The following is a 23,477-nucleotide window of genomic DNA, read 5'->3' as shown; positions in this document are numbered from 1 at the left end:
ACCTGCCATGCTCAATGTGTTTTTACGCAACGTCGGCGCTCGTCCGGAGCTGCTGATCCTGACGTTGATGGTGATGATCATCGCCATGCTGATCATTCCCCTGCCGACGGCGCTGGTGGATTTTCTCATCGGCCTGAACATCGTGATTTCGCTGCTGGTGTTCATGGGGTCGTTCTACATCGAACGCATCCTCAGTTTCTCGACCTTTCCGGCGTTGCTGCTGTTGACCACCCTGTTCCGTCTGGCGCTGTCGATCAGCACCAGCCGGCTGATCCTCAGCCAGGCTGATGCGGGGGAGATCATCGCCTCCTTCGGTGAGTTCGTGATCGGCGAAAGCCTGGTGGTGGGCTTCGTGATCTTTTCCATTGTCACTATTGTCCAGTTCATCGTGATCACCAAGGGTTCGGAGCGGGTGGCCGAAGTCGCGGCGCGCTTCTCGCTGGACGGCATGCCCGGCAAGCAGATGAGCATCGACGGCGACCTCAAGGCCGGCGCCATGACGGCCGAGGAAGCCAAGGAAAAACGCAGCGTGCTGGAGCGCGAAAGCCAGTTGTACGGCTCGTTCGACGGCGCGATGAAGTTCATCAAGGGCGATGCCATCGCCGGCATCATCATTATCTTCGTCAACTTCATCGGCGGCATGGCCATTGGCGTCGGACAGATGGGCATGGACCTGTCCACCGCCTTGTCGACCTACACCCTGCTGACCATCGGCGATGGTCTGGTGGCGCAGATTCCGGCGTTGCTGATCGCCATCGGCGCCGGCTTCATCGTCACCCGCGTCAACGGCGATGACGCCAACCTGGGGCGCAACATGCTCGCCCAGATGCTCGGTCATCCGTTCGTGCTGGGAGTGACGGCGCTGCTGGCGGTGGGCGTCGGCCTGCTGCCCGGTTTTCCGCTGCTGACTTTCCTGCCCATCGCCGCGGCCCTGGCACTGCTGGTATTCGTTCGCCGGCGCAAGGCCTCCAGGGCCGAGGGGCAGGGTGACAGCCGTCCATCGTCGACGCAGGGCCAAGCCATGCAGACCGGCTCGGGCCTGCTCGAGGACATCGATAACGTCGCCACTGAAACCATCCCGCTGATGTTGTTGGTGCCCACGGCGCGCCTCGACGAGTTGAACACGGCCCGTTGGGCGGCGCGTTTTCGCAGCCAGTTTTTCGTCGATTACGGGCTGCGCATTCCCGAGCCGCAATTGCGCGCCAGCGATGCCTTGCCGGCGCATCAAGTGGCGGTGCTGATCAACGAAGTGCGCGCCGAGCAATTCGATATCCATTTCGATCACTGGCGACTGCTCGACTACTCGCCGGAGCTGGAACCCATGGGCTTTGCCCTGGTGCACGGCAGTGACAGCAATCGCCTGGGCGGGGTGTGGGTCAACGCCAACGACAAGGAACGGGTGCAGCAATTGGGCTATCACCTGCGCCCGGCGGACGAGGAATGCTACCGCTGCCTGGTCACCTTGCTGGCGCGCAACATCCAGGAGTTTTTTGGCGTGCAGGAAACCAAGCAACTGCTCGACGAAATGGAAACCCGCTGTCCCGATCTGCTCAAGGAAGTCTATCGCCACGTCACCGTGCAGAAGATCACCGAAGTGTTGCAGCGCCTGATTGGCGAGCGCATTTCCGTGCGCAACATGAAGCTGATTCTTGAGTCCCTGGCCCATTGGGCGTCCCGGGAAAAAGACGCGCTGGCGCTGGTCGAGCACGTTCGTGGCTCGCTGGCCCGCTACATCAGCAACAAGTTTGCCCAGGGTAATGACTTGCGGGTGTTGCTGTTGTCGGCGGAGTTCGAAGAGGTGGTGCGCAAGGGCATCCGGCAAACCTCGGGCGGCAGTTTCATCAACCTGGAACCGGCCGAGTCGGAAGAGCTGATGGACCGGCTGAGTGTCGGCCTGGGCAGTCTGCACATTGCACACAAGGACATGGTGTTGCTGTGTTCGGTCGATGTGCGGCGCTACATCAAGAAACTGATCGAGGGGCGGTTCCGGGAGCTGGACGTGATGTCGTTCGGCGAAATCTCCGAGACCGTCTCCGTCAATGTCATCAAAACACTGTAAGGAAATACTGCAAATGGTTCCAACGGATATTGCCGACCTGTTGCGCGAAGCGCTGCGGCACAGCGGCTGCATGGACAGCCAGATAGGGCACTTCGACAGTCACAGTACAATCGAAATGCAGATGAAGAGCCTGCCTGATGTCAACGTCGCTGAGGTGGAGGGCGATGTATGGGTATGGGCGGTGGTCGCCGAAGCCGGCCCACAGTTTGCCCATCATTGTGCCGGTGAGTTGATACGGTTTTTGCTTGAAGGCAACGCTTTTTCCCGCACCGGGCAATTGCATCTGTGCGAGGTTCAGGAGCGCCTGGAACTGCGGTTGATGGCCAATGCCGATGCCCTGAGTGACGCCGGGCATTTCGCCCAGGCCCTCGACTCTTTTGTGCTGGCGCTTGAAACACTGTGCGAACTGTTGCGTCGATGAACATCCGGCTGCAACGGCACGGTGCCCATCCCTTGCGTTTGAGTGGTCCATTGATCGAAGCGACGCTGGGCGACGTGGTGATCGGTGAAGTCTGCGAAGTGCGTCGGCATTGGCGCTTGCCTGAGGTAGCGGCCAGGGCGCAGGTCATTGGCTTCAAGCCCGGCGCGGTCCTGCTCAGCTTGCTCGGCGATGCCAAGGGCTTGTCCAGGGAGTCGATGATCGTTCCCACGGGCTCGATCCTGCAACTGACGTGCAGTGATGCCTTGCTCGGCAGCGTAGTCGACCCTCAAGGCACTATCGTCGAGCGTCTGGCACCGTCTACGGCGTTGGCGCAACAGGACTATCCGGTGGACGCCGACCCGCCGTCATACCAGCAGCGGCGCCCGGTGGACACCCCGTTGCGCACCGGTATTCGGGTCATCGACGGCTTGCTGACGTGCGGTGTCGGCCAACGCATCGGCATTTTCGCCGCCGCCGGCTCCGGCAAAACCACCCTGATCAATATGCTGATCAACCACACCGACGCCGATGTGTTTGTCATTGGCCTGATCGGTGAGCGCGGACGTGAAGTGACCGAATTCATCGAGCATCTGCGTCAGTCTGAAATACGTTCACGATGCGTGGTGGTGTATGCCACCTCGGATTTTTCCTCGGTGGATCGCTGCAACTCGGCCCTGCAGGCTACGGCCATCGCCGAATATTTCCGTGACCAGGGCCTGCGTGTGGTGTTGTTGCTGGACTCGTTGACGCGCTACGCCAGGGCCCGTCGGGATCTGGCCCTGGCCGCGGGAGAAGCGCCGGCGCGACGAGGCTATCCGGCCTCGGTGTTCGATGCCTTGCCGCGCCTGCTGGAACGGCCCGGGGTGACTGCCTCCGGCAGCATTACCGCCTGGTACACGGTGCTGCTGGAAAGTGACGACGAACCGGACCCGATCGCCGAGGAGATTCGCTCAATCCTCGACGGCCATATTTACCTCAGCCGTGCGCTGGCGGCCAAGGGGCACTACCCGGCGATCGATGTGTTGCGCAGTGTCAGTCGTGTGGCGACGCAAGTCACTGCGCCGCAGGTGCAGCAACTGGCGGCGGCGACCCGGGAAACGTTGACGCGGCTTGAGCAGCTGCAGGTTTTTCTCGACATGGGCGAGTACAGCCCAGGCGCGGACGCCGCCAATGACCAGGCGCTGCAACGCCGTGCAGCCCTCTACCAGTGGTTGCGCCAGCCCACGGGCGAACGCTGTGAACCGGACGAGGCCCTGGGCAAATTGCAGGGGGTCATGGCATGAATCCATTAGCCGATCGTCGTCGGCTGTTGACGCTCAGCCAGTTCCGCCTGCAACGCGGTCAACTGCTGATTGCGCGTACCCGGCAGCAACTGCAGCCGCTGGTCCAGGAACGGGACGCTTTCGACGGACAAGAGGCGGCGCTGCACGGTTTGTTGGCCAGCCATCGCGCCAATGACTGTGTGCTCGATCACGGACAACTGTTGGCGCTGTTGCGAAGGCAGGCGGTCATTCGGCGGCAGATCGAACTGTTGCGCGTCGAGCGTAACCGGGTCGATCAGCAGTGCCGGGAGATTGAGCAAGCGTTGCAGGAGCAGCGCGAGCAACTGCGGTTTGCGCAGCGCAAACACGACAAGTACGAAGGGGCTGTTCAGCAGCTGTTACGGGGGCAACGGCTGGAGCAGGTACGCCGGGAAGAAAGAGAAACCGAAGAGATGAACGGAGTTTCGCGATGAGCAATGTATCTGTAATTTCACCCTTGCCGGTTCAACCCTTGGACCCTGCCACCGAGCAGCCGATGGATGAGTCGCACGACAGGCGGGTGCCGGTGCGGGAGGATGAGCTGCCGCAAGGTGTGCTGGAGCTGATGGCGCCGTTGATCCTGCGTCATCGGCCCCTGATGGACACGGGGCGCGCAATCACTCTGCAGGCGATGGTCACGCTCCCGGAAAAGCCAGCGGCTGAACTCGACGAAGTACGGCCGCTCACACCGGTGTCTCATCCACAAGCGCAGCCGCTGTCGAGTAAACCTGAGCAGCCTCGGGTGTCGCCACCGGTGTCTCATCCACAAGCGCAGCCGCTGTCGAGTAAACCTGAGCAGCCTCGGGTGTCGCCACCGGCGTCTCATCCACAAGCGCAGCCGCTGTTGAGCAAACCTGTGCCACCTCGGTTGTTGCCAGCGGTGGCTGACGTTGCGCCTGTTGTCGACAGGGGGGGCGCGCCGACATCGACACCGACACTGACACCTGCAAACCTGCCGACTCGGATCGTTGTTGAGCCAGGGTCGACCGAGCGCCCGTCAAACATCGTCGAACCGCTACCGGTCGACCGTGCCGCCAGTCCAGGTGCACCCTCGATGTTTGAGTTCGAAGGGCAAAGGCCCGAAGCCTTATCGAGCCTCCCGACCGCGCGCCATGTGCCGCCAATTGCCTTGCCTGCGGCCTCGGTGCCCGGGATGCCGCCAGCGCCGCCTGTCCTCGATCCGATCATCGAAACCCTGCCGGTTGCTGACCGGGGGTTGCTGCAGGTTCCGTTCAATAAAGGTGCCGCCAGCGGGCAGGTGACGATCAGCCGCGTGGTCGATGAGCCCATCCGCAACCTGCAAATCAGCCCGAGCAATGCCCTGGTTTTCGAACAACTCAAAGTGTCGCTGGAGCACGTCCGCGAACCCGCCTGGCGCCTGACCGATAGCGACGGTGAGCAGCAGCGCCAGGGCTCGCGGCAACCGCCGGACGACGAGCAGACCGAAGACGCCGGGCAGGGCGCATGAGCGCACTGAAGTTGCGCCGGGTCAACGCTTCGGCGCATGCCGCCGCGCAAGCGATACGACGCTGGCGAAACGCGGATGTCAACGCCGGTTCAGGCCATCCGCCAGAGCAATCGGGCTATCTGTGTTTTCGCGCATCAGGCGAGGGTGGGGACTGGCAAGGTTTGATCGACGCCCGCGACTGGTTGCATCGATCACTCCCGGGGTTGCGCTCGTTACTGTCGGTCGAGTGCTCGCTGATGAACATCGCCGAACTGTTCCGTGCGGTGCCGCAACCCTTGCTGCTGGAGGTAGAGGACTTGCACTACCGGCAAATATCCGACGTCGATGGGGTCCTTCCCGGGCAATTGCCCCCGCAAGAACTGCCATGGCTCGACACGCCCCGCGGGCGCCTGTGGTTGACCCGATTGCCACTGGCACGGGCCGCCAGCCGGCCCCTGGACGCCGACTCATGGCTGAGCGATTTGCCGCTGCGCCTGGAGCTGATGCTGGGGGCGAGCCACCTCGGACACGGGATACGGCTCAAGGCCGGCGATGTCCTGCGAATCATTCAGCGTTCGCAACGATGCTACCTGGGGCATCAATGCCTCGGCGCTTTCACCTTTACTGAACAGGGGGTACACATGCTATCGACTGCGACCGACGCCCAAAGCACGGCAGATCTCGATCCCGATTTAGACCTCGGCGCTTTGCCGGTGCGTCTGGAATTCTTGCTCGCGACCCGGAAAATCGACCTGGCCACGCTGTCGCAGATCATCGCGGGCCAACTGATCCCGCTGGCGGACGATGCGGCACGGCACATCGAGGTGCGCGCCAATGGCAAGCCGGTGGCCCGTGGCGAACTGGTGCAAATGCAAGAGCAGTTGGCTGTGGAGGTGCTCGAGGTCTATCGCAACGGTTCACCGGACGGAATGCCGCGATGAACGACGTCTCGCTGATCGCGCTGCTGGCGTTCGCTTCACTGCTGCCGTTTCTGGTGGCGGCCGGCACCTGCTACATCAAGTTTTCCATCGTCTTTGTCATCGTGCGTAATGCCTTGGGCTTGCAGCAGGTGCCCTCGAACATGGCCCTCAATGCGATCGCCTTGATGCTGGCGATTTTCGTGATGACGCCGGTGATGAAACAGGGCTATGGCTATTACAAGGAAGAACAGGTGGCTTTTACCGACATCGAGTCGGTGGTGGATTTCGCCGAGAACGGGTTGGGCGGCTACAAGGATTACCTGCGCAAGTACACCGACCCGGAACTGGCGCTGTTCTTCGAGCGGGCCCAAGTGGTGCAGAGTGAGTCCGACATCGTTCTGCCTGCCGATGAAGAACTCGTGCCGTCGCTGTTTTCCCTGCTGCCGGCCTATGCGTTGAGTGAAATCAAAAGCGCCTTCAAGATCGGCTTCTACCTGTACTTACCCTTTGTGATCGTCGATCTGGTGATCTCCAGCATCCTGCTGGCGCTGGGCATGATGATGATGAGCCCGGTGATCATTTCGGTGCCGATCAAATTGGTATTGTTTGTTGCTCTGGACGGCTGGGCGCTGCTGTCCACCGGGCTGGTCAAGCAATACCTGACGTTGCTGACATAGGCGCGGGCTCATGAACGATCTGGTCTATGCCGGCAATAAAACCCTTTACCTGATCCTGTTGATGGTGGCGTGGCCAATCATCGTGGCCACGGTGGTCGGCCTGGTGGTCGGTCTGATTCAGACCGTGACCCAGTTACAGGAGCAGACCCTGCCGTTCGGTTTCAAGCTGCTGGCCGTCGCCGCGTGCCTGTTCCTGCTGTCGGGTTGGTACGGCGAAACCTTGCTCGACTTCAGTCGAGAAGTCATCCGCCTGGCGCTGGCTTAGCGCGATGTCGGTGACGCTGTTTTTCGACCTGTACACCTGGCTTGCCGCCGCCCTTCTGGGGGTTGCACGCCTGGCGCCGATTTTTTTCATGTTGCCGTTCCTCAACAGTGGGGTGCTCACGGGCGCGCCACGCCAGGCTGTCATTGTGTTGGTGGCGTTGGGTTTCCAGGCTTATGTGGGGGTGCCGCTGCCTGACCTCGACGGGTTGGCATTCTTCGGTCTGATGTTGCGCGAGGCCGGCATTGGCGTGCTGCTTGGATGCCTGCTGTGCTGGCCGTTCTGGGTGCTGCACGCCATGGGCAACCTGATCGACAACCAGCGCGGGGCAATGCTCAGCAGCACCGTGGACCCGGCCAACGGCGTCGATACGTCGGAGCTGGCGAATTTTCTTCAGCTGTTTGCCGCGGTGGTTTATCTCGAGGGCGGGGGCATGCTGTTGATGCTTGAAACCATTGGCCACAGTTACCGCCTATGCGCGCCGGTCAATGGCTGCGAGATACACCTGACATCGATTCTGAGCCTGCTCGACGCGCTGGTGAGCAAGACCCTGGTGATCAGCGCGCCGGTGGTGGCCACGCTGTTGATCAGCGAAGCGCTGCTTGGCTTGCTCTCGCGGTATGCGCCGCAAATGAATGCGTTCTCGGTGTCGCTGACGGTCAAGAGCCTGGTGGCGCTGGTGGTGTTGATGCTGTATTTCGGCGCTCACCTGCCGGACGAAGTCCTGCGCATGGGCATGAAGTCCCAAGGGCTGGAACATTATCTGGGCCGCGAAGGGGAGGCTGCCGATGTCGTCCAGCGCCTCGAAGACTGAGAAACCCACCGCCAAGCGCCTGCGCGATGCGTCACGCAAAGGGCAGACGTTCAAGGCCAAGGATCTGGTGATCACCTGCCTGACCCTCTGCGGCATCACCTACATGGTGTTCAACAGCTCGCTGGTGGAGGTCATGGAAGTCTATCGGCGCATCATTGCCAGTGACTTTGACGTGGACCTGCAAGCGTACTCGGCCATGCTGGTGCTGGTCGGGCTCAAGGCATTGTTGCCGTTGCTGCTGGTCTGTGTGTTGACCAGCGCATTGCCTGCACTGTTGCAAAGCGGTTTTGCCCTGGCCAGCGAAGCCTTGAAGCTCAACCTGGGAGCGTTGAACCCGATCAATGGCTTCAAAAAACTGTTCAGCATGCGCACCGTCAAGGACACGGTCAAAGCGCTGCTGTACCTGGGCAGTTTTGCCCTGGCCCTGTGGATTGTCTGGATCACCCAGCGGCAATTGCTGTTTGCCCAACTGTTCGCCCAAGCCCCGGACCTGTTCGCAATCTGGGGCCACTTGTTGCTGGTGCTGGTGCTGGCGTTCCTCGGATGCGTGCTGCTGATCGTCGTGCTCGATGCGTTGAGCGAATACTGGCTGTTCATGAAGGATCAGATGATGGACAAGGATTCGGTCAAGCGCGAACACAAGGAGCAGGATGGCAATCCCGAGATCAAGGGACGCCGTCGTGACCTGCATCGTGAGTTGCTGTCGGAGCAAATCAAATCCGATGTGCGCAACTCGCGGATGATCATCGCCAACCCGACGCACATTGCCATCGGTGTGTATTTCCGCCCGGAAATCACCGTGTTGCCGTTTATCTCCCTGATGGAAACCAACCAGCGCGCCCTGGCCGTTCGCGCCTATGCCAAAGAGGTCGGTGTGCCGGTGATCAATGACATCGCATTGGCCCGGCGGATCTTCAAAACCCACCAGCGCTACAGCTTTCTTCAAGTACAGGAAATCGAAGAAGTCCTGCGTCTGTTGATCTGGCTCGAACAGGTCGAGCAGGCCTGATTTCTCCCTTTTACTTTTTCTTCCAAACGTTGGCATGAGCGCAATTTGGCAGCGTACTCAGCAGCGCTTTGGCTCAATGCAGTCGTCAGCAACGCTGACGTTTTTCAGGAGTGTGGCTGATGAGTCGCGACAAACAACAAGATGAACAACTGGCCCTCGATGTCGTGGATGCGGTGCTCGGTGGTGCGGCATTGAAAGACGTGCAAGGCATCAGTGACGAACACATGAACGGCCTCTATGCCTTCGCGTTCCAGTTTTACGAGCAGGGACGGCTGGACGACGCCGAAAAGTTCTTCCATTTCCTGTGCATCTACGACCTCAACAACAGCCATTACTGGATGGGGTTGGCCGCCGTACACCAACTCAAGCAGAACCACCAGAAAGCGATCGACCTGTATGCGATCGCCTTCGCCCAAGGCAAGAACGACTACCGACCGATGCTGTACACCGGCCAGTGTCACCTGGCGCTGGGCAAGGTCGGCAAGGCCAGATTGTGCTTCGAATATGTGCTTGAGCAAGCCACGGAAGACGATTTGCGCAAACAGGCTCAGGTGTATCTCGACACCTTGAGTCACATTGAAAAAGATTGTTCGGAGACTGAACATGACTGAAATGAGTATTCCCTCCAGGTCGGCGTATTTCGGCTCGACCGGTCGAGACGTGGCCGTTGAAAAGACTGAAGTCAGTAGAACCTCCAGGCCGGCGTTTTCGGGCGCCACCGGTCGAGACGTGGCCGTTGAAAAATATGGCAAGGCTGTCAGTCAAGCGGCCGGGACGGTGGATTATCAGAAGGCCGGCCAAGAGGCATTGGCTCGCCTGATGTCGGTGAGCTACGAAGGTCTGCCTGGCCCATCCGTCGCCAGTGCGGGCAGACCCTTGCTGCACTTGCCAGCTCTACGCGCTGACGGCAACAAACAGGAAACTAACGGTGATCTGTTCACGCTGTTGATGGCGATGATCAGCGAGTTGATCGGCGAAGTCGACGTCAAAAAACTGAAAAACCGCCTGGCGATGCTGCAAAGCATGGCCGGTGCCAAGCAGCAGGGGTATGAAAAGCTGGCGGCTGACTACGCCGCCGCCGTCGAGGCGCTGGAAGTCGCCGAAGGCAATATCGGCAGCAGCCAGGAGCACCTCGATCAGTTGCAGGAGCGGGTTCGGCAGGTCCAGGGGCTGCTGAATGAGAGTGAGGCACGGTTGGCGGAACTGGATTCTGAATCACCGGAATACGCTCGCGAACTGGCACTGCGCGACAAGCTGAAAGGTGAACTGGCGGGCCATACCCAAACGCTGCAAAAGGCGACCGATGCTCACCTGAAACTGATCGAGATCGCCAACGCCTGCGCCAAAACGCTGGCCATGGTGGCCGTGAAGGTGCAAGAAGCCGGACTCGCCGGACCCTTGGTGAAGGAGTCCAACGAAAAAGCGCTGAACAGCAGCGCACTGGCGCTCCTGAACCGCTTGAAGATTATCGAGTTGCTTGGCGAGGCGGCGCAGAACAAGGAGGAACTCAATCAGGAGTTGTTCCAGGAGATGCAAGCCAAGCTTCAGGAACACATGAAACTCGAGTCGGAAAAGTACCTGGAAGAAGTGCGCAAGGCCGAGGCGCTGCAGAGCACCATGGGCTGCATTGGCAAGATCGTCGGTGGGATATTGACCCTTGCAACCATTGTTGCCGGCGTGCTGACCCTCAACCCGGTGCTGGTCGCGGTGGGGGTGATTGGCGCGGCAGTGATGATTTCCGATGCGGTGGTCGAGGAAGTGACGGGCAAGTCGTTCATGGCCGAAGCCATGAAGCCGCTGACCACGGTCATGCAGGAAGCCATCAAGCTGTTGACCGCAATCTATACAACAGTGCTGGTGGCGCTTGTCGACGAGGAGACCGCAAAAAAAATTGCGCAAATCGCCGGCATGATCGCGGGGATCGCGGCCACGTTGGCTGCCGTTGCAGTGGTGTCCGTGCTCGGGGCAAAGGTGGTCGGGCTAATGGCCGACGCCATTGCCTCGAGACTGTCCTCGATGATCGCCAACGCTGTGCCTGCTGCCATTGAGGCGTTCAAGCAGGTGTCTTCATCGGTCAACAATTCACTGACCCAGATGCTGACCCAGTTGCGCAGCTTCATCACCAGAGGCGCCGATGCGGTGACCCTGGCCCGCATTACCGCCCATCTGCAGACGGCTCAGGCCGTCACCGAGTTCGGCAATGTGGCAGTGCAGGGTGGTTTGCAGATCGGTAGCGGCGAACATCTGGCCCAGGCAGCGAAGCACCTGGCGGACGTGCAGGTGCGCATGGCGATCAGCGAAGAGATCACTGACTACCTCACCCGGCTGGTCGAGGACTACGGCCAGGCGATGAAGGTCCGCACCGATGAGATCGGGAAGTTAATTGCCGACAACGATCGCAGTCATTACGTGAGCCTGCAAATGGCCCGGAACGTTCGAAGCCACGGATAAAAAGGTAATTTTTCATGATAATCACTCATATCACGTCCCAATCTGCTCTAAAGGAAACGACTCACGATCCGGTGAACGACGCAGGGTTGAGCGAGTTGATTGCCCAGGAGCAATTCTCGAAAAACCTCAAAGGCAAGCGCCTCTCGGATACGCCGCTTGTCAACCAGGTCACCACTGAGCAAGTGCTCCAGAACGGTAGCTTCATAGCGCCTACGGCTGCGGAGCTCGAAAGTAAAAGCAACGCCTACCAGCCCAGTGAGTCGGACTGGCAAGACTTCGCTGTAGCTTTGACGATGCTCAACGATGAAGTACGCAACGATCTGGTGTTTGATCCGGGCGCGTGGGAGAAACATGCCAACGTATTGGTCGCCGCGATCATTGCACTCAACGTCGCACGGGTCGCCAACGCGCATTTGCGCGGGCATTTCAGTGTCATGGCGGCGGAGGCCGCCAAGGGGCAGGGGGTTGCCATTGTTGAATCAGGTCAGGCCGCCTTTTACGCCAACGTCACCAACGCCGGGGTGGGCGGTGCAGTCGCCGCCTTTGCCATGTTTAAATCCTTGCAAGGCCAGGGGCTCAAGCATGACGATATCAACCTGCACAAGCGCAACGCTCTGGACGCCAACAAAATTGAGCATGACCTGAAGCTACATCGTTCCCGCGATGACTGGGATCCGCAAACCACCTACAAAATAGAGACTTTCGACGATTTCGGCCGGTCGAAATTCGTCGACTTCAAACCCGAGGGGACCACGCTGACGCCTCAGGAGCAGGCGTGGTTCGACGGGGAAATCTACAAGGCGAAATATGTTGGGAAAGAATCCGACTGGTTGAGCCTTTCGGGCATCAAAGGCATTGAGAAAAAGCTCGAAATCGGCCGTGCGCTCAGTGCGATGTCGATGAGCCTGAGTCAGGTCGTGTCCAGCATGGTGCGCATGAGCGAGTACGCTGCGCGGGAGAAAGAAGTCCTGCAGCAAAGTGCACAGAACACTCAGAAAAGCCTGAGTGACGAGGTCGCTCAGAAAGACTCCGCCGACAGGGCACTGGCGCAAAAGATGATGGATGAGATGGCGCAGATAAGCCGGTCGCGCATTGAAGTCCTTGGAAGGGTTTGAGTGAGGAAACCAATATGAGAATTGCAGAGCCCTCACATCCAGGAAGCAGTTTGTCTGCTGACTTTAATGCCAACGTTGATGCGCCGCTGCTTCCCGAAATGCCTGCCGAAGTCCACGCTGGATTTTCCCTTGCGCAGTTGCTCGAGCGTTCGGGGAAGGTGCTCAATCGTCACCTGGAAAACATGCTTAAGTGTCAAGCGGGCGTTCCAAGAGACCTTCAAGGCTCGCCTGCAGAAATTCTTGCGCAGTATTTTTCGTCTACCGAGTTTGCCGAGCAGACTCACGCTAAACGTATTCGATCGCTGATGTGGACACACCAGATGCGTCAGACTGGAATGGTGTTCAATCTTTGCCTCGATACGCTGCCAATGGAGCAACGTCAGCCACTCTACGATGAGCAAGATCGTATTCTCGATGAGCACAGACGAATGTCGGTGCCGGATGAGATCGCTGACGAGTTCGACGTGCGGGTGAACTCTTCAGTCGAATTTTTCGACAAGTTGATCGACCTCATTGACCTGATCAAAAACGGTTATCTGGGCGGTTATGAATACATTATGAGGGCCTATTCGGACTTCTTCGTCGATTTCAATGAGCTAATTACCGCGAGGTTGAAAGACTGGGTCGTGGGTGAGGACCAAGGTAAAGGGGTCTGGTTGTACAACGGTCCGCTGCGAACCGCACTCAATGAGCTGATCAAAAAATACAGCCATCCAAATCCTGCATCCGTGCTGTTTCCTGAACCCGGAAAAGAAGGCGTGAGCAAGGCGGAGGCGGAAAAGTGGCTAGATGCGCTGGGGCTGCCTGACGCTTGCCTTAAGCCAAATTCAGACGGCAGTTACTGCGTTGTCATAGACACTGGGCCGCTTTGGACAATGCGAGACAGCCTGCCACCAGGCGGGGGGGATGATCATGTTCTCTTCGATAATGCCAGATTCCAGGCTTGGCAAACCGGCTTCAACGCCCAGGAAGAGCGCCTGAAAAACACATTGCAGTCCTTTACGCAGAAGTACTCGAATGCCAATTCTTATCATGACAATTTCAGTAAAACGCTGTCTTCACATTTGAATCAGTTTTTTGACATGTTGAAGGCAATGTTGAATTTTTGATGTGAGTCCGAGTTGTTTGGGTAAAGCCATTAAATGTCAGCAGGTCGGGCGTAACACGGGTTCGTTTGAGCTGGCGTTGCGCCTGGGTTTTGTTATGTGGGAGAAAAGAATGTCAGATGAGTCAAGTGATAAGTTCGACATTGCGAGTCAAGTGATCAAGGTGTTGTCGGACTATTTTCCGGCCGGTCGTCGAGACATCGAGTTGACTTCGCGATTGGTCCAGGATTTGTATGTTGACTCCATCAGTCTGATTGAGATTGTCATGGCGCTGAACGAAACCTTCGGTATTGACCTTCCTGAAGATAGAGTCGGGTTGTGGAGGACGGTAGAAGATGTTTGTGAAACAGTGATGAGTTCAAGAAGTTGCCGGGCGTCAGATTTGGAGTGAGCAAGAAAAATGCCTTGTTTATCTAGAAGCAAGGCATTTTTGCATGGTTGTTGTTTGTTTTGCGATTTTTCCTACAGGAAAAATCGTAGTTTCATTTCGTAATAAATCAATTCTCCTACGGAACCATCCTACTCAATTTCCTATAGTCACGCGGTTTGTCATCTCGAGCCTGATCACGGACAGGCTTGATTGCGCTCAGTAACTTTCTATAGAGAAATTTCAAAGTATGGACAGTGCAGCTGATCAAACGCTGGTCAAGTCATTCGTTTTTGACCACTGGCTATTGCAAAGTGATGGAACGCTGATGCGGGATGGAGATGGCGTTCACGTCCCGCCCAAAGAGTTGAATGTTTTGCGCCTGCTGCTGAAGTCGGCGGGGGCGGTCGTCAGCAAGGATTATTTGCTGGACCATGTATGGCCCGAGATGGATGCCGCCGAAGAATCGTTGACCCGCTGCATTTATGCTTTGCGCAAGCTGCTCAGGGAAAACAAGGATTACATAGCGACGGTATACGGCCAGGGTTATCGCTTTACCTGTGCGGTTGTCGAACTCGACACACCGGGTCAGGCGAGGGCTGTGGCGCCTTCGCTGGCTGTTTTGCCGTTTCGCAATCTGGGGGATACGGCAGCGCTGGATCTGCAGGATCTGATGATCCGTCAGTTGACGTTGGCGTTCGGCGAGATGTTGCACGTCATTCCCTCGGGATTGATGGCCGCTTATACGCAACCGGTCGATGTGCGGTCGCTGGTCGGGCAGTTGTCTGCGGACTACTGCTTGAGCGGGCGTTGTAGCGGCCCGAGCGATCAGCAGCAATGGTCGGTCGAGTTGATCCGTGGCCGCGATCACGCTCTGCTGCATGGGCAGACACTGGATGCCCGTGATCCCGGGGCATCGCTTGGGGCATTGACGTGCCTGGTTGCACAGCGCATTCCCGGCTTGAGTTTTGTCGGTGATGCCTGCGCGTCATACCCGGCAGCGGTGGCGTACCTGCGTGGTTTGTGTAGCGTGCAGCAGCACACGCCGCAAAGCCTGCGCGATGCCCTGGTACTGTTTCGCCAGTGCCTGAAGCTCGATGCCGGGCACACATTGTCCTGGTATGGTTTGGCAGATGCGTGGCTGGGGCAGGCAATGATCGGATCCTGTGATCAGGGCCGGGCAATCGATGAGGCACAATCGGCGATTTCCAATGCCTTGGCATTGGACCCTGGCAACATCCCTGCATTGGCCCGCCTGGCTTTGCTCACCAGTCTGGGTGGCTGCGAACAGGCGGCCCAGGTGCTTTTCCGACGCTGTCTGCTGGCTGCCGATCAGGCTGACGTTCATTACTTTCATGCCTGGCATCACTGGTTCTGGCGGCATAACGATCTGGCTGCGCAAAGCATCGACAATGCTCTGCGGTACGATCCTGATTGCGTAAGGGCGCAGGTCTTGCGTATGCGCATTGCGCTTGCCGCAAGTCCCGAGTCGGCCTTGCAGATGGCTCGTCGAGCCCTGCAACAAGGCGCCTCGGGCAGTTCGTTGCTGGTGATTCTGTATGCCGTGGTGTTGGCTTATTTTGACCATCACGCGGCAGCCTGGAACGAGCTCGAACAGGCCGGGCTCTGCGAAAGCGCAATCGGTGAACAGGGACTGGCTGCCTGGAATGTGCTGTTCGGCGTCAATCCGTTCAGTGCCCGCGACTTGCATGCGAACTGGTTGGCTCTGACCCGGCTGCGATCCGTTGATGACATTCCGTTGTCAGGTGGGTCCGGTTTATCGGGTGGTCCGGTGATTGAGCCGCTCTGGAGTTCTTTGCAACGAACACCTGAAGTGGGCTATCGGGTATCGACGCAGGACGATCCTGTCCGCGAGCAACTGATGCTGGTCAGCGAGCGGCGTATGGCATGACACAGAGCGGACTCAAGTGGCTAACGGTGCTGGTGTGCCTTGGCGCGGGTCAGGCGCAAGCCTGGTGCTGGAATGAGGCGGGGGCGCGACATGCGATCGAACCCGAACTGCTCCGAGCGATTGCCGATGTCGAATCGGGACAGAATCCGAACGCAATGAACTACAACAAGGATGGTTCGCGAGACATCGGGTTAATGCAGATCAACAGCCATCATCTCCCCCGGTTGAGTGCCCAGGGCATCACTGAGCAACGACTGTTGGGTGATCCTTGCCTGTCGGTTGAAGTCGGTGCGTCGGTGCTTGCCGATTTTATCGCGCGTTACGGCTACAACTGGACGGCAGTGGGTGCCTACAACGCCGGTCATTCACCCGACCGGCAAGCCGCGCGCCTGCGCTATGCACGCAAGGTCTGGCAGCGCTATCAGGTGTTTTCCCTGGCTCGGCAATGACGGTGCCATGAGCGCTGGCGCAAGATTCTGATCCTCTGCAGGGCGCGATCGACAGAATTCGATCAGGAAGCCTGCAGCCAGCCTGTCTACCATGGCCGTTCATTTCACAGCCCAGGAGCTGCAACGGTGACAGTTCTGCCGACCCCCGACCCACAACCTTGCGTTCTACGGATACTCAATGGCGCGCTGCAAGGTTGCGAATTTCCCCTCGGCGAAACGACAACCCTGTTCGTGGTAGGGACTGTTGATCTGCTGGGAGAGGGGGTACTGACTGCCAGCGTCCCGGCGGATGCCATCTTCGTTCCCCTGGCGTCGGGGGGATGCAATTTTGAGGTATTGGCCGATCAAGTCACGCCGGATGGTCTGCCGCTGCGGGTGCTCAATGAGTCAATGGAAGTGCGCCACTGTGCCTTCCACACCAGGGTGCAGATCGGCGGCCTGCAGATCGCCCTGCGGCCTGAAGACCAATCCTGGGCACCTGAACTGCTCGGGCTGCAACCTGAAGCTACCACTGACGCCGCTGCTGTTGCGTGGTGGCGGGCCCCGCTGTCCAGGTGGGTCGCCAGCGGTCTGGCGCTGGCCGCACTGGTCACCGCAGTTGGCATCTGGTCGATGCCTGGGCTGCCCACCCCTGAAACCGATGTTCGCGCGTTGATCGCCGGGGCCAGTGACGAGGCCAGGGTGTTGAGCGGTCGTGACAATGCGATCTATGTGTTCGTGGCTTCCGAACGCGATGCCGGCTGGAGTCGGCAAGTGCTGGTGCGGCACAACACGCTGAGCGGCAAAGTGCTGGTGATGGACCAGGAGCGTCGTCGGCTGGAGCATTTGCTGGACGACCATGATCCACAACTGGCCTGGCACTCCATTGATCTGAAGGATCCATCGATACCGCGACTGCTGCTGAGCGCACAACGCAATCTGCTCACCCCGCAAAAACAGGCAAAACTGCTCGAAGCACTGCTCTTGGCCGCGCCATATGCCCAGGACATCGCGGTGCAAATGCAGGATGACAGCCTGCTCGTCGATCTGGCGCAAGAGGGGTTGCAGCGCTTGTCACTGGCCTTCAGCCGCATCGAGCACGAGGACAGTGTCACGTTTGCCATTGCCGGCAATTTGCAGGATTCCGAACTGGCGAACGCTCGCCGGTACGTCGACAGCTTTTACCGGCAGTGGGGGGATCGCTACGTGCACTTCACCGTCGAACTCAAGGACGACTCGCTCAAGGACAAGTCGTTCCAGACCGGCCCGCAGGGCTACATCAAGATGACCTCGTCATCCTGGCATTTTCCTACACAACACTAAGAGGTGACTCATGGCCGACATCGGTATCCCCATCGACTTTTCCGATGACTTTCTCGGGCGTCAGGCCCAGGCATTCGAAGACGGTGCATCCAAACTCAAGGACAAGCTGGACGAAGCGCTGAAAGAATTGGAGGGCAATGTATCGGACCCTGGCAAGTTGGCCGCTTATCAGACCGCGTTTTCATCCTACACAGTGTTTCGAAACGCCCAGACCAACACCATCAAGGGCTTCAAGGATATCGACATGGCGATCATCCAGGCAGCTCGCTGATTCATCCTTTTTTGACCGGCCATTGGTACGTGTCAATGGCCATTTTCACGAGTGCATCGCATGGCTATTCAAAATATTTCCCTGTCTGACATCGGCCGGACAGCCTTTACGGAATTGCGCGGCCCCCAGGAAGGACCGATCGTATCCCTCGAGTCCCGATTGATCGAAGCGTTTGCCGGTTCCGCGGTCAATAGCGAGCAGGACGTTGCAGCCATCAATCAGATCATGCAGCGCCCGGATATCACCAGCCCCGAAGTATTGGCCAAGTTGCAGGAGCTGACAGGACAATACAACGTGGACATCAACCTGCTTAACGTACTGGTCCGCAAAGCGGTAGGTACTGCCGAAACCCTGTTGCGTGCCTCATGAAGCCTGGCGTGTTGCTGATACTGTTGTGCCTGGCGCTGGCGGGGTGTCGCCAACCCAATCTGCTTGAAGGGCTGGATCAACAGCAGGCCAATGAAGTGCTTTCGGTGCTGCAGCGCAACAATATTGCGGCGGTGAAAGTCGATGCCGGCAAAACCGGCTATGCGGTGAAAATCGATCAGGTCGATTTTTCCGCGGCTGTCGATTTGCTCAACCTCTATTCCTTGCCTTCGCGGCCGCGCCTGCAAGTGGCAGAGATGTTTCCTGCCGACTCGCTGGTAGCTTCGCCCCGCGCTGAAAAGGCCCGGCTTTATTCGGCGCTGGAGCAGCGAATCGAACAGTCGCTGGGGGTGCTCGAAGGCGTGGTGTCGGCGCGAGTGCATGTCAGTTACGACCTGGAGGCCGGCGAAGGCGGACGCAAGGCGCCGCCTGTCCACCTCTCGGCAGTGGCGATCCATGAGCTCGACGTCGACCCGCAATTGCTGATCACCGACATCAAGCGATTTCTCAAGAACAGTTTTGCGGCGGTCGAGTACGAGAACATCTCGGTGGTACTGTCCAAGCGTTCCCCGACCCAGCATGTCGCGCCGTCCGTGGCTGCAACGCAAGGGCATTCGCACTGGGTCTGGTGGTTGGCCGCGGTGACCGCATTGCTGTTGGCCAGTGGCGCAGCCTGGGCTTACCGCCAATCAAGCGCAGGTCAGCATGATGTCGCACGCTGAGTGTTTGGCGCAGATTCTCGCCGAGCCCTTGAGTTATCTGCATCCGCAGCGCCTGCCGACGCCGCAGGGATTTGATCGGCCCGAGGCACGCCATTGGCTCAACCAGATCCTGCTTGAAGATCTCGAACGGCCGGGCCCGTGGCCTTCGACGCCGTTGACAGCCGTAGCCAGGCAATGGGTTCGCCATTGGCGCCAGCTGACCTACATCGCCAGGCTGATGGGCGCTTATCGCTTGAAGCCCGACCTGGCGCGAGGCGCGGCGTTGCTAGGCCTGCCCTTGTCATTGCGCCGGTTCGCCGGTTACAGCCTCGGTGTTCGATGCGGCCTGCCGATCGAGGGCTCGCCCGTTTCGATAGAGCAGATCGAAGCCGCCGGCCTCAATGCGTTATGGAGTTGGTACGAGCAGGTACCGCCAGCCTTGCTCGAACGCCTGACCTTGCAATTTTCCGAGCCGGTTGTTCGCCTGCACAGGCAATGGCCGGTCACGCAACCCGATACAACTCTTTTCTTTTTGGCGGTGCAATATGCTCGACGCTATCCGAACCCTGACTGAACTCCCCGAGTCGAGCGACGCCCATCTGTCGCGCGAGGACATCGCCGCCGCACGTCGACGCCAGACCTTGCAGCGACAGGCGCAGCGCTGGGCCCGCGATTGTGTCGAGCAGGCCCGGCGTGATGCCCAGGCGCTTCATGCCCAGGCCTTTCAGGAGGGCTATGCCGCGGGCATCGTGCGCGCGACCGGGCAGCTGGCTGACGGCTTGCTGATGTCCCAGACGCTGGGGCTGCAACTGCGCAAAGACCTTGCCCAGGCCGCCCGCGATTTGCTCGCACAAGCCTTGAGTCGTCCCGAATGGCTGGATGACATGCTGGAGCGTTGGCTGAGCGAGCAACCGGGCGATTCGAGCGCCGTGTTGCAAGTGCTGCTGCCGCTGCGTTGTCGGCCGCAGGGCAATGAACTGCGCGAGCGCTTGCGCAGGCATTGGCCCGGAGAACTGGTCCTCGACTATCACCCGCAAGAGCGCTATGTGGCGCGGCTTGCAGATCAGTTGTTGGAATTCGATCTGGAAACGACGCGGCAACGACTGGAGCCGCGGTTGCTGGCATGCGTTGCGAACCTGCCGGAATCGGTTCGCGCTCTGGACCGGGCTTCCATGCAGGCGCTCACGGATCTGTATTCGACCTTTGCCGAACGCTCGGCCGGTTGCACTGAAACGGCCCCGCCCGAGGTTCATCATGAAGATTGAAACCGGTTTGAGTCAGCGCACAACCGAGAGCGGGGGGCGCGCAACGCTCGAGTCGCTTGAGTCACGTGTGCTTGCGGCCAGCCGAAACGTGCCTGAAAACAAGCGCCCGGACCCCGAGTTTCAGCGCTTGTATGAGTTGCTGTCAGCCATGGAGGGGCAGGGAGAAAAGGCCATCTATGAGTTTCTCCGTTCACTTCGAGGTGCAGATGGCCAATCACCCGCGTACCCCACTGCCCAGGCGTTGATGGCGGTCACGCTCCAGGTACTGGTTCGATTGAAGGACGACGGGCTGCAAGAGTCGCAGCTTTATAAGGAAGTCAAAGGTGCCAATGGCCTGGCGTTCAGCGTGGACCTCTTCGTCAAGGGCTTCATGCGTGAGGTGTTTCAACCAATGGAGGATGACGCTTGGGAGAAGAGTGAGTGGTGAAGCCGGGGTGCGTCCCGCCGAAATGGCGGAACGCACCGCAAGGGTTACACGGTTGTATTGTCCACTGGGCTATTGCCCTGATGAGCGTAGAAAAAACCTGGTAAGCCGGCGATGGCGACGGCGGCTACTACGGCATTGACCGCGTGATTTACCGTTGAAGTGGATAAACCCAGACTGCCAAAGTAAGTCCCTGCGGAAATCGCGGCAGCCATGATCGCTCCGCCGAACGAGGTTCGCATCGCTGAGGTCGTCAGAAGTTGATCGGCTACTTCTGAGGCGGAGGGGACGCGCGGGGCGAAAGTGATTCGAAAGCCGTCAGACTCTCTTTCGCTCTGGAACCTGTGCATTATTCCGCCACCTGCCGTATCGGCGATGACTTCAACCGCCCCATTGTAGACACCCCGCAGAATGTCGTGTCCTAGAACTGGAGCTAGGGATTCAAGGATCTCTGCGGCCTGGGTCTCCGGGGTAGTGTTTGAAGTGACGAATGTGTGCATCCAGTTTGTCAGTTGCGCTGTGAACCCGCCATCAGCAGTGGATGGCCCGCTACCGGCCGACATGGCATATCCGGCGCCTGAGTTGGGCGCTGTCTGGTCCATGGCTGTACCGAGAAGAAACTGTAAGGCTCCGTAGAGGCCTGCATTGGCTGCCGTACCTGGCAGATTGATTTGTGCGTTGTCGTTTAATGGAACAAACACCTGTGTGAGGTCGCGGGCCAAGGTGAAGAAAGCCATCTGCGGGCCGAATGAGGCGAGGGCGGGAAGCGCCTGCGGCGTGACCAGTGCAACGGCGAATGCAGCCAGCGATAACGACAAAGTCATCAGTCGTGACAGTCGCGTTTCAGTGTTTGCCGTGCCGTTGCATTCATCCCGAAGCGCGCCAAGGATGTTCAACGCCGGACCAATCATCAGAGAAACACCACCTATGACGTTGCGTGTCAGCGGGGAGGCGGCATTGGACTGCAAGCATTTTTCCAGGGCGAATCCGATCAGTTGGCGGATCGTTGTCAGGGTACCCACGATGAGCCCGGTTCGCAGGCCGGTGATTGTGAGGTTGCTGGCCAGGCGGCCGAGATCTCCTTCGAATTCGTTGCGGCCCAGTTTGCCCAGCAGTTCGCCAAGGGAGTCAACGATGATTTGGGCGCGTTGTAGAGGGATGTTGGAGTCTTTCTGATCGTCAATCAGATTCGGATTAGGACTACGATCCTGATGCATTGAGTTGTCGAACATACCCGGATAATCGAGATTCAGGGCCAATTGATCTCGTGCCTCATCGAGAGCTTTGGGGTCACCCTCCATCAGCGATGCGGTGATGCGTGGAATTACTACAATTTGGTCAAGGGTGTCCGCCAATTCTCCTGTAATGACGGAATCGATTTCGCTGTCGAGCTTCTTTATTTGGACTATCACTTGATCCATTTGAAGTGGAGAGATGCTCCCGCGAAGGGGGTCTGTATGTTTGAGAATCCAATTATCGATGGCTTGAGAGCTACCTTCCATATCTATGATCGTGTGATCACGACGATTTGTTTGAGGGCTTGACTCGGTCGACTTTGCAGCAGATGAGGTTGAGAATGAGGCAGTTGATCCGGTTGAGGATATAGTCATTTTTCGCTCTTTATGACGAAGGGGCTTGCTTGCGATCATTCAGCCTCTTGCGCCATTGCGGCTATCAAATAACGCTTCGCACGCGATACCTGCGACGGTTGGCCGCAAACAGTGATTTCTAATTAACAGGGGGCCTCGCTCGCAACGTGCTGGCCCGGCTATAATCGCCGCCTCAATTCGCCGCCAATCGAGTCAAACCCGCCCATGTACACCCTGGCCCGTCAGCTGTTGTTCAAACTCTCCCCGGAAACCTCCCACGATCTGTCCCTGGACCTGATCGGTGCGGGCGGGCGTCTTGGGCTCAACGGCTTGCTGTGCAAGGCCCCGGCGAAAATGCCGGTGAATGTCATGGGCCTGGAGTTCCCGAACCCGGTGGGCCTGGCCGCCGGTCTGGACAAGAACGGCGCGGCCATCGACGGATTCGCCCAACTGGGTTTCGGTTTTGTCGAAATCGGCACCATCACCCCGCGTCCGCAGCCGGGCAACCCCAAGCCTCGCCTGTTCCGTTTGCCGGAAGCCGAGGCGATCATCAATCGCATGGGCTTCAACAACCTCGGCGTCGATCACCTGCTGGCCCGTGTGGCGGCGGCCAAATACAAGGGCGTGCTGGGCATCAACATCGGCAAGAACTTCGATACGCCGGTCGAGCGTGCCGTGGACGACTACCTGATCTGCCTGGACAAGGTGTACGCCCACGCCAGCTATGTGACGGTCAACGTCAGTTCACCGAATACGCCGGGCCTGCGCAGCCTGCAATTCGGCGACTCGCTCAAGCAGTTGCTGGCCGATCTGGCCGAGCGCCGCGCGGAACTGGCCTTGCGTCATGGCAAGCATGTACCGCTGGCGATCAAGATCGCGCCGGACATGAGCGACGAAGAAACCGCACAGGTTGCACAAGCGCTGATCGAAACCGGAATGGATGCGGTCATCGCCACCAACACCACCCTGAGCCGCGTCGGCGTCGAAGGCATGGAGCATGGCGACGAGGCCGGTGGTCTGTCCGGCGCCCCGGTTCGCGACAAGAGCACCCACACCGTGAAAGTGCTGGCATCGGAGCTGGGTGGTCGCCTGCCGATCATCGCGGCTGGCGGCATTACCGAAGGCAAGCACGCCGCCGAGAAAATCACCGCGGGCGCGAGCCTGGTGCAGATCTATTCGGGCTTCATCTACAAGGGCCCGGCGCTGATTCGCGAGTCCGTAGACGCCATCGCAGCCCTGCGCTGATCCC

Annotated in this window: 26 protein-coding genes; 25 read left to right on the top strand and 1 reads right to left on the bottom strand. The window is 58.9% G+C overall.

Annotation, left to right across the window (positions count from 1 at the left end):
- The first annotated feature begins 7 nt into the window (after positions 1-7).
- The 24 genes from AC3WN7_RS00395 (at position 8) to AC3WN7_RS00280 (ending at position 20,642) form a co-directional block, all read left to right on the top strand.
- Positions 8-2,059: an EscV/YscV/HrcV family type III secretion system export apparatus protein gene (locus AC3WN7_RS00395; RefSeq protein ID WP_095965158.1), complete on the top strand. Its 2,052-nt coding sequence runs from the start codon at positions 8-10 to the stop codon at positions 2,057-2,059.
- A 13-nt stretch (positions 2,060-2,072) separates the two neighbouring features.
- Positions 2,073-2,480, top strand: a complete 408-nt coding sequence (locus AC3WN7_RS00390) for an InvB/SpaK family type III secretion system chaperone (RefSeq protein ID WP_015096051.1) — start codon at positions 2,073-2,075, stop codon at positions 2,478-2,480.
- A complete protein-coding gene (sctN, locus tag AC3WN7_RS00385) occupies positions 2,477-3,763 on the top strand; it encodes a type III secretion system ATPase SctN (protein ID WP_102673271.1) in 1,287 nt (428 codons plus the stop codon). Before AC3WN7_RS00390 ends, sctN begins: the two co-directional genes overlap by 4 nt.
- Complete coding sequence (locus AC3WN7_RS00380; protein WP_102673270.1) at positions 3,760-4,215, top strand: SpaM family type III secretion system protein; 456 nt, start codon at positions 3,760-3,762, stop codon at positions 4,213-4,215. Before sctN ends, AC3WN7_RS00380 begins: the two co-directional genes overlap by 4 nt.
- The gene (locus tag AC3WN7_RS00375; protein WP_102673269.1) at positions 4,212-5,249 is read left to right on the top strand and encodes a SpaN/EivJ family type III secretion system needle length determinant; all 1,038 of its coding nucleotides are present in this window, start codon (positions 4,212-4,214) and stop codon (positions 5,247-5,249) included. The genes AC3WN7_RS00380 and AC3WN7_RS00375 overlap by 4 nt, the downstream gene beginning before the upstream one ends.
- Entirely contained in the window at positions 5,246-6,169 is a 924-nt protein-coding gene (locus AC3WN7_RS00370; RefSeq protein WP_102673268.1) for a FliM/FliN family flagellar motor switch protein, read from the top strand. Before AC3WN7_RS00375 ends, AC3WN7_RS00370 begins: the two co-directional genes overlap by 4 nt.
- Positions 6,166-6,825, top strand: coding sequence for an EscR/YscR/HrcR family type III secretion system export apparatus protein (locus AC3WN7_RS00365; RefSeq protein WP_102673267.1), 660 nt, complete (start codon positions 6,166-6,168; stop codon positions 6,823-6,825). Before AC3WN7_RS00370 ends, AC3WN7_RS00365 begins: the two co-directional genes overlap by 4 nt.
- 10 nt (positions 6,826-6,835) lie before the next feature.
- The gene (locus AC3WN7_RS00360) at positions 6,836-7,090 is read left to right on the top strand and encodes an EscS/YscS/HrcS family type III secretion system export apparatus protein (RefSeq protein WP_007993424.1); all 255 of its coding nucleotides are present in this window, start codon (positions 6,836-6,838) and stop codon (positions 7,088-7,090) included.
- Between the two features lie 4 nt (positions 7,091-7,094).
- Positions 7,095-7,901 (top strand): type III secretion system export apparatus subunit SctT, encoded by an 807-nt coding sequence (gene sctT / locus AC3WN7_RS00355; RefSeq protein WP_102673266.1) that lies wholly within the window; start codon positions 7,095-7,097, stop codon positions 7,899-7,901.
- The gene (locus tag AC3WN7_RS00350) at positions 7,876-8,910 is read left to right on the top strand and encodes an EscU/YscU/HrcU family type III secretion system export apparatus switch protein (RefSeq protein WP_102673265.1); all 1,035 of its coding nucleotides are present in this window, start codon (positions 7,876-7,878) and stop codon (positions 8,908-8,910) included. The genes sctT and AC3WN7_RS00350 overlap by 26 nt, the downstream gene beginning before the upstream one ends.
- Before the next feature lie 119 nt (positions 8,911-9,029).
- Positions 9,030-9,521 carry a type III secretion system translocator chaperone SicA gene (gene sicA / locus AC3WN7_RS00345; RefSeq protein WP_102673264.1) on the top strand — a complete coding sequence of 164 codons (492 nt, stop codon included), beginning with the start codon at positions 9,030-9,032 and terminating at the stop codon, positions 9,519-9,521.
- The gene (gene sctE / locus AC3WN7_RS00340; RefSeq protein ID WP_256585605.1) at positions 9,514-11,361 is read left to right on the top strand and encodes a type III secretion system translocon subunit SseC family protein; all 1,848 of its coding nucleotides are present in this window, start codon (positions 9,514-9,516) and stop codon (positions 11,359-11,361) included. The genes sicA and sctE overlap by 8 nt, the downstream gene beginning before the upstream one ends.
- A 14-nt stretch (positions 11,362-11,375) precedes the next feature.
- Positions 11,376-12,476 (top strand): IpaC/SipC family type III secretion system effector, encoded by a 1,101-nt coding sequence (locus AC3WN7_RS00335; RefSeq protein ID WP_102673263.1) that lies wholly within the window; start codon positions 11,376-11,378, stop codon positions 12,474-12,476.
- Positions 12,477-12,490: 14 nt separating this feature from the next.
- On the top strand, positions 12,491-13,585 hold the full coding sequence (locus AC3WN7_RS00330) for an IpaD/SipD/SspD family type III secretion system needle tip protein (RefSeq protein ID WP_102673262.1): 1,095 nt from the start codon (positions 12,491-12,493) through the stop codon (positions 13,583-13,585).
- Positions 13,586-13,601: 16 nt separating this feature from the next.
- Positions 13,602-13,973, top strand: coding sequence for a phosphopantetheine-binding protein (locus tag AC3WN7_RS00325; RefSeq protein WP_256585604.1), 372 nt, complete (start codon positions 13,602-13,604; stop codon positions 13,971-13,973).
- 304 nt (positions 13,974-14,277) lie between these two features.
- Positions 14,278-15,861 (top strand): winged helix-turn-helix domain-containing protein, encoded by a 1,584-nt coding sequence (locus AC3WN7_RS00320; protein ID WP_256585603.1) that lies wholly within the window; start codon positions 14,278-14,280, stop codon positions 15,859-15,861.
- On the top strand, positions 15,858-16,310 hold the full coding sequence (locus AC3WN7_RS00315; RefSeq protein WP_102673260.1) for a transglycosylase SLT domain-containing protein: 453 nt from the start codon (positions 15,858-15,860) through the stop codon (positions 16,308-16,310). Before AC3WN7_RS00320 ends, AC3WN7_RS00315 begins: the two co-directional genes overlap by 4 nt.
- Before the next feature lie 126 nt (positions 16,311-16,436).
- Positions 16,437-17,612: a PrgH/EprH family type III secretion apparatus protein gene (locus tag AC3WN7_RS00310; RefSeq protein ID WP_102673259.1), complete on the top strand. Its 1,176-nt coding sequence runs from the start codon at positions 16,437-16,439 to the stop codon at positions 17,610-17,612.
- Between the two features lie 10 nt (positions 17,613-17,622).
- On the top strand, positions 17,623-17,883 hold the full coding sequence (sctF, locus tag AC3WN7_RS00305) for a type III secretion system needle filament subunit SctF (protein WP_015096035.1): 261 nt from the start codon (positions 17,623-17,625) through the stop codon (positions 17,881-17,883).
- Positions 17,884-17,943: 60 nt separating this feature from the next.
- On the top strand, positions 17,944-18,252 hold the full coding sequence (gene sctI, locus AC3WN7_RS00300; protein ID WP_015096034.1) for a type III secretion system inner rod subunit SctI: 309 nt from the start codon (positions 17,944-17,946) through the stop codon (positions 18,250-18,252).
- Positions 18,249-18,971 carry an EscJ/YscJ/HrcJ family type III secretion inner membrane ring protein gene (locus tag AC3WN7_RS00295; protein WP_095965175.1) on the top strand — a complete coding sequence of 241 codons (723 nt, stop codon included), beginning with the start codon at positions 18,249-18,251 and terminating at the stop codon, positions 18,969-18,971. Before sctI ends, AC3WN7_RS00295 begins: the two co-directional genes overlap by 4 nt.
- Positions 18,955-19,524 carry an OrgA/MxiK family T3SS sorting platform protein gene (locus AC3WN7_RS00290; RefSeq protein ID WP_256585602.1) on the top strand — a complete coding sequence of 190 codons (570 nt, stop codon included), beginning with the start codon at positions 18,955-18,957 and terminating at the stop codon, positions 19,522-19,524. The genes AC3WN7_RS00295 and AC3WN7_RS00290 overlap by 17 nt, the downstream gene beginning before the upstream one ends.
- Entirely contained in the window at positions 19,496-20,215 is a 720-nt protein-coding gene (locus tag AC3WN7_RS00285; protein ID WP_102673257.1) for an oxygen-regulated invasion protein OrgB, read from the top strand. Before AC3WN7_RS00290 ends, AC3WN7_RS00285 begins: the two co-directional genes overlap by 29 nt.
- Positions 20,205-20,642, top strand: coding sequence for a hypothetical protein (locus AC3WN7_RS00280; protein ID WP_102673256.1), 438 nt, complete (start codon positions 20,205-20,207; stop codon positions 20,640-20,642). The genes AC3WN7_RS00285 and AC3WN7_RS00280 overlap by 11 nt, the downstream gene beginning before the upstream one ends.
- A gap of 44 nt (positions 20,643-20,686) precedes the next feature.
- Here the strand turns inward: AC3WN7_RS00280 and AC3WN7_RS00275 are convergent, their stop codons facing one another.
- Positions 20,687-22,288, bottom strand: coding sequence for a hypothetical protein (locus AC3WN7_RS00275; protein WP_146022337.1), 1,602 nt, complete (start codon positions 22,286-22,288; stop codon positions 20,687-20,689).
- A gap of 165 nt (positions 22,289-22,453) precedes the next feature.
- On the opposite strand from AC3WN7_RS00275, the gene AC3WN7_RS00270 reads away from it, so the two are divergent.
- Positions 22,454-23,473: a quinone-dependent dihydroorotate dehydrogenase gene (locus tag AC3WN7_RS00270; RefSeq protein ID WP_095965179.1), complete on the top strand. Its 1,020-nt coding sequence runs from the start codon at positions 22,454-22,456 to the stop codon at positions 23,471-23,473.
- The last annotated feature ends 4 nt before the right edge of the window (positions 23,474-23,477 follow it).

This window comes from Pseudomonas sp. FW305-70 (assembly GCF_058783925.1).
Note: the sequence above shows the minus strand (reverse complement) of the source record. Positions and strands in the feature narration are given on the sequence as shown.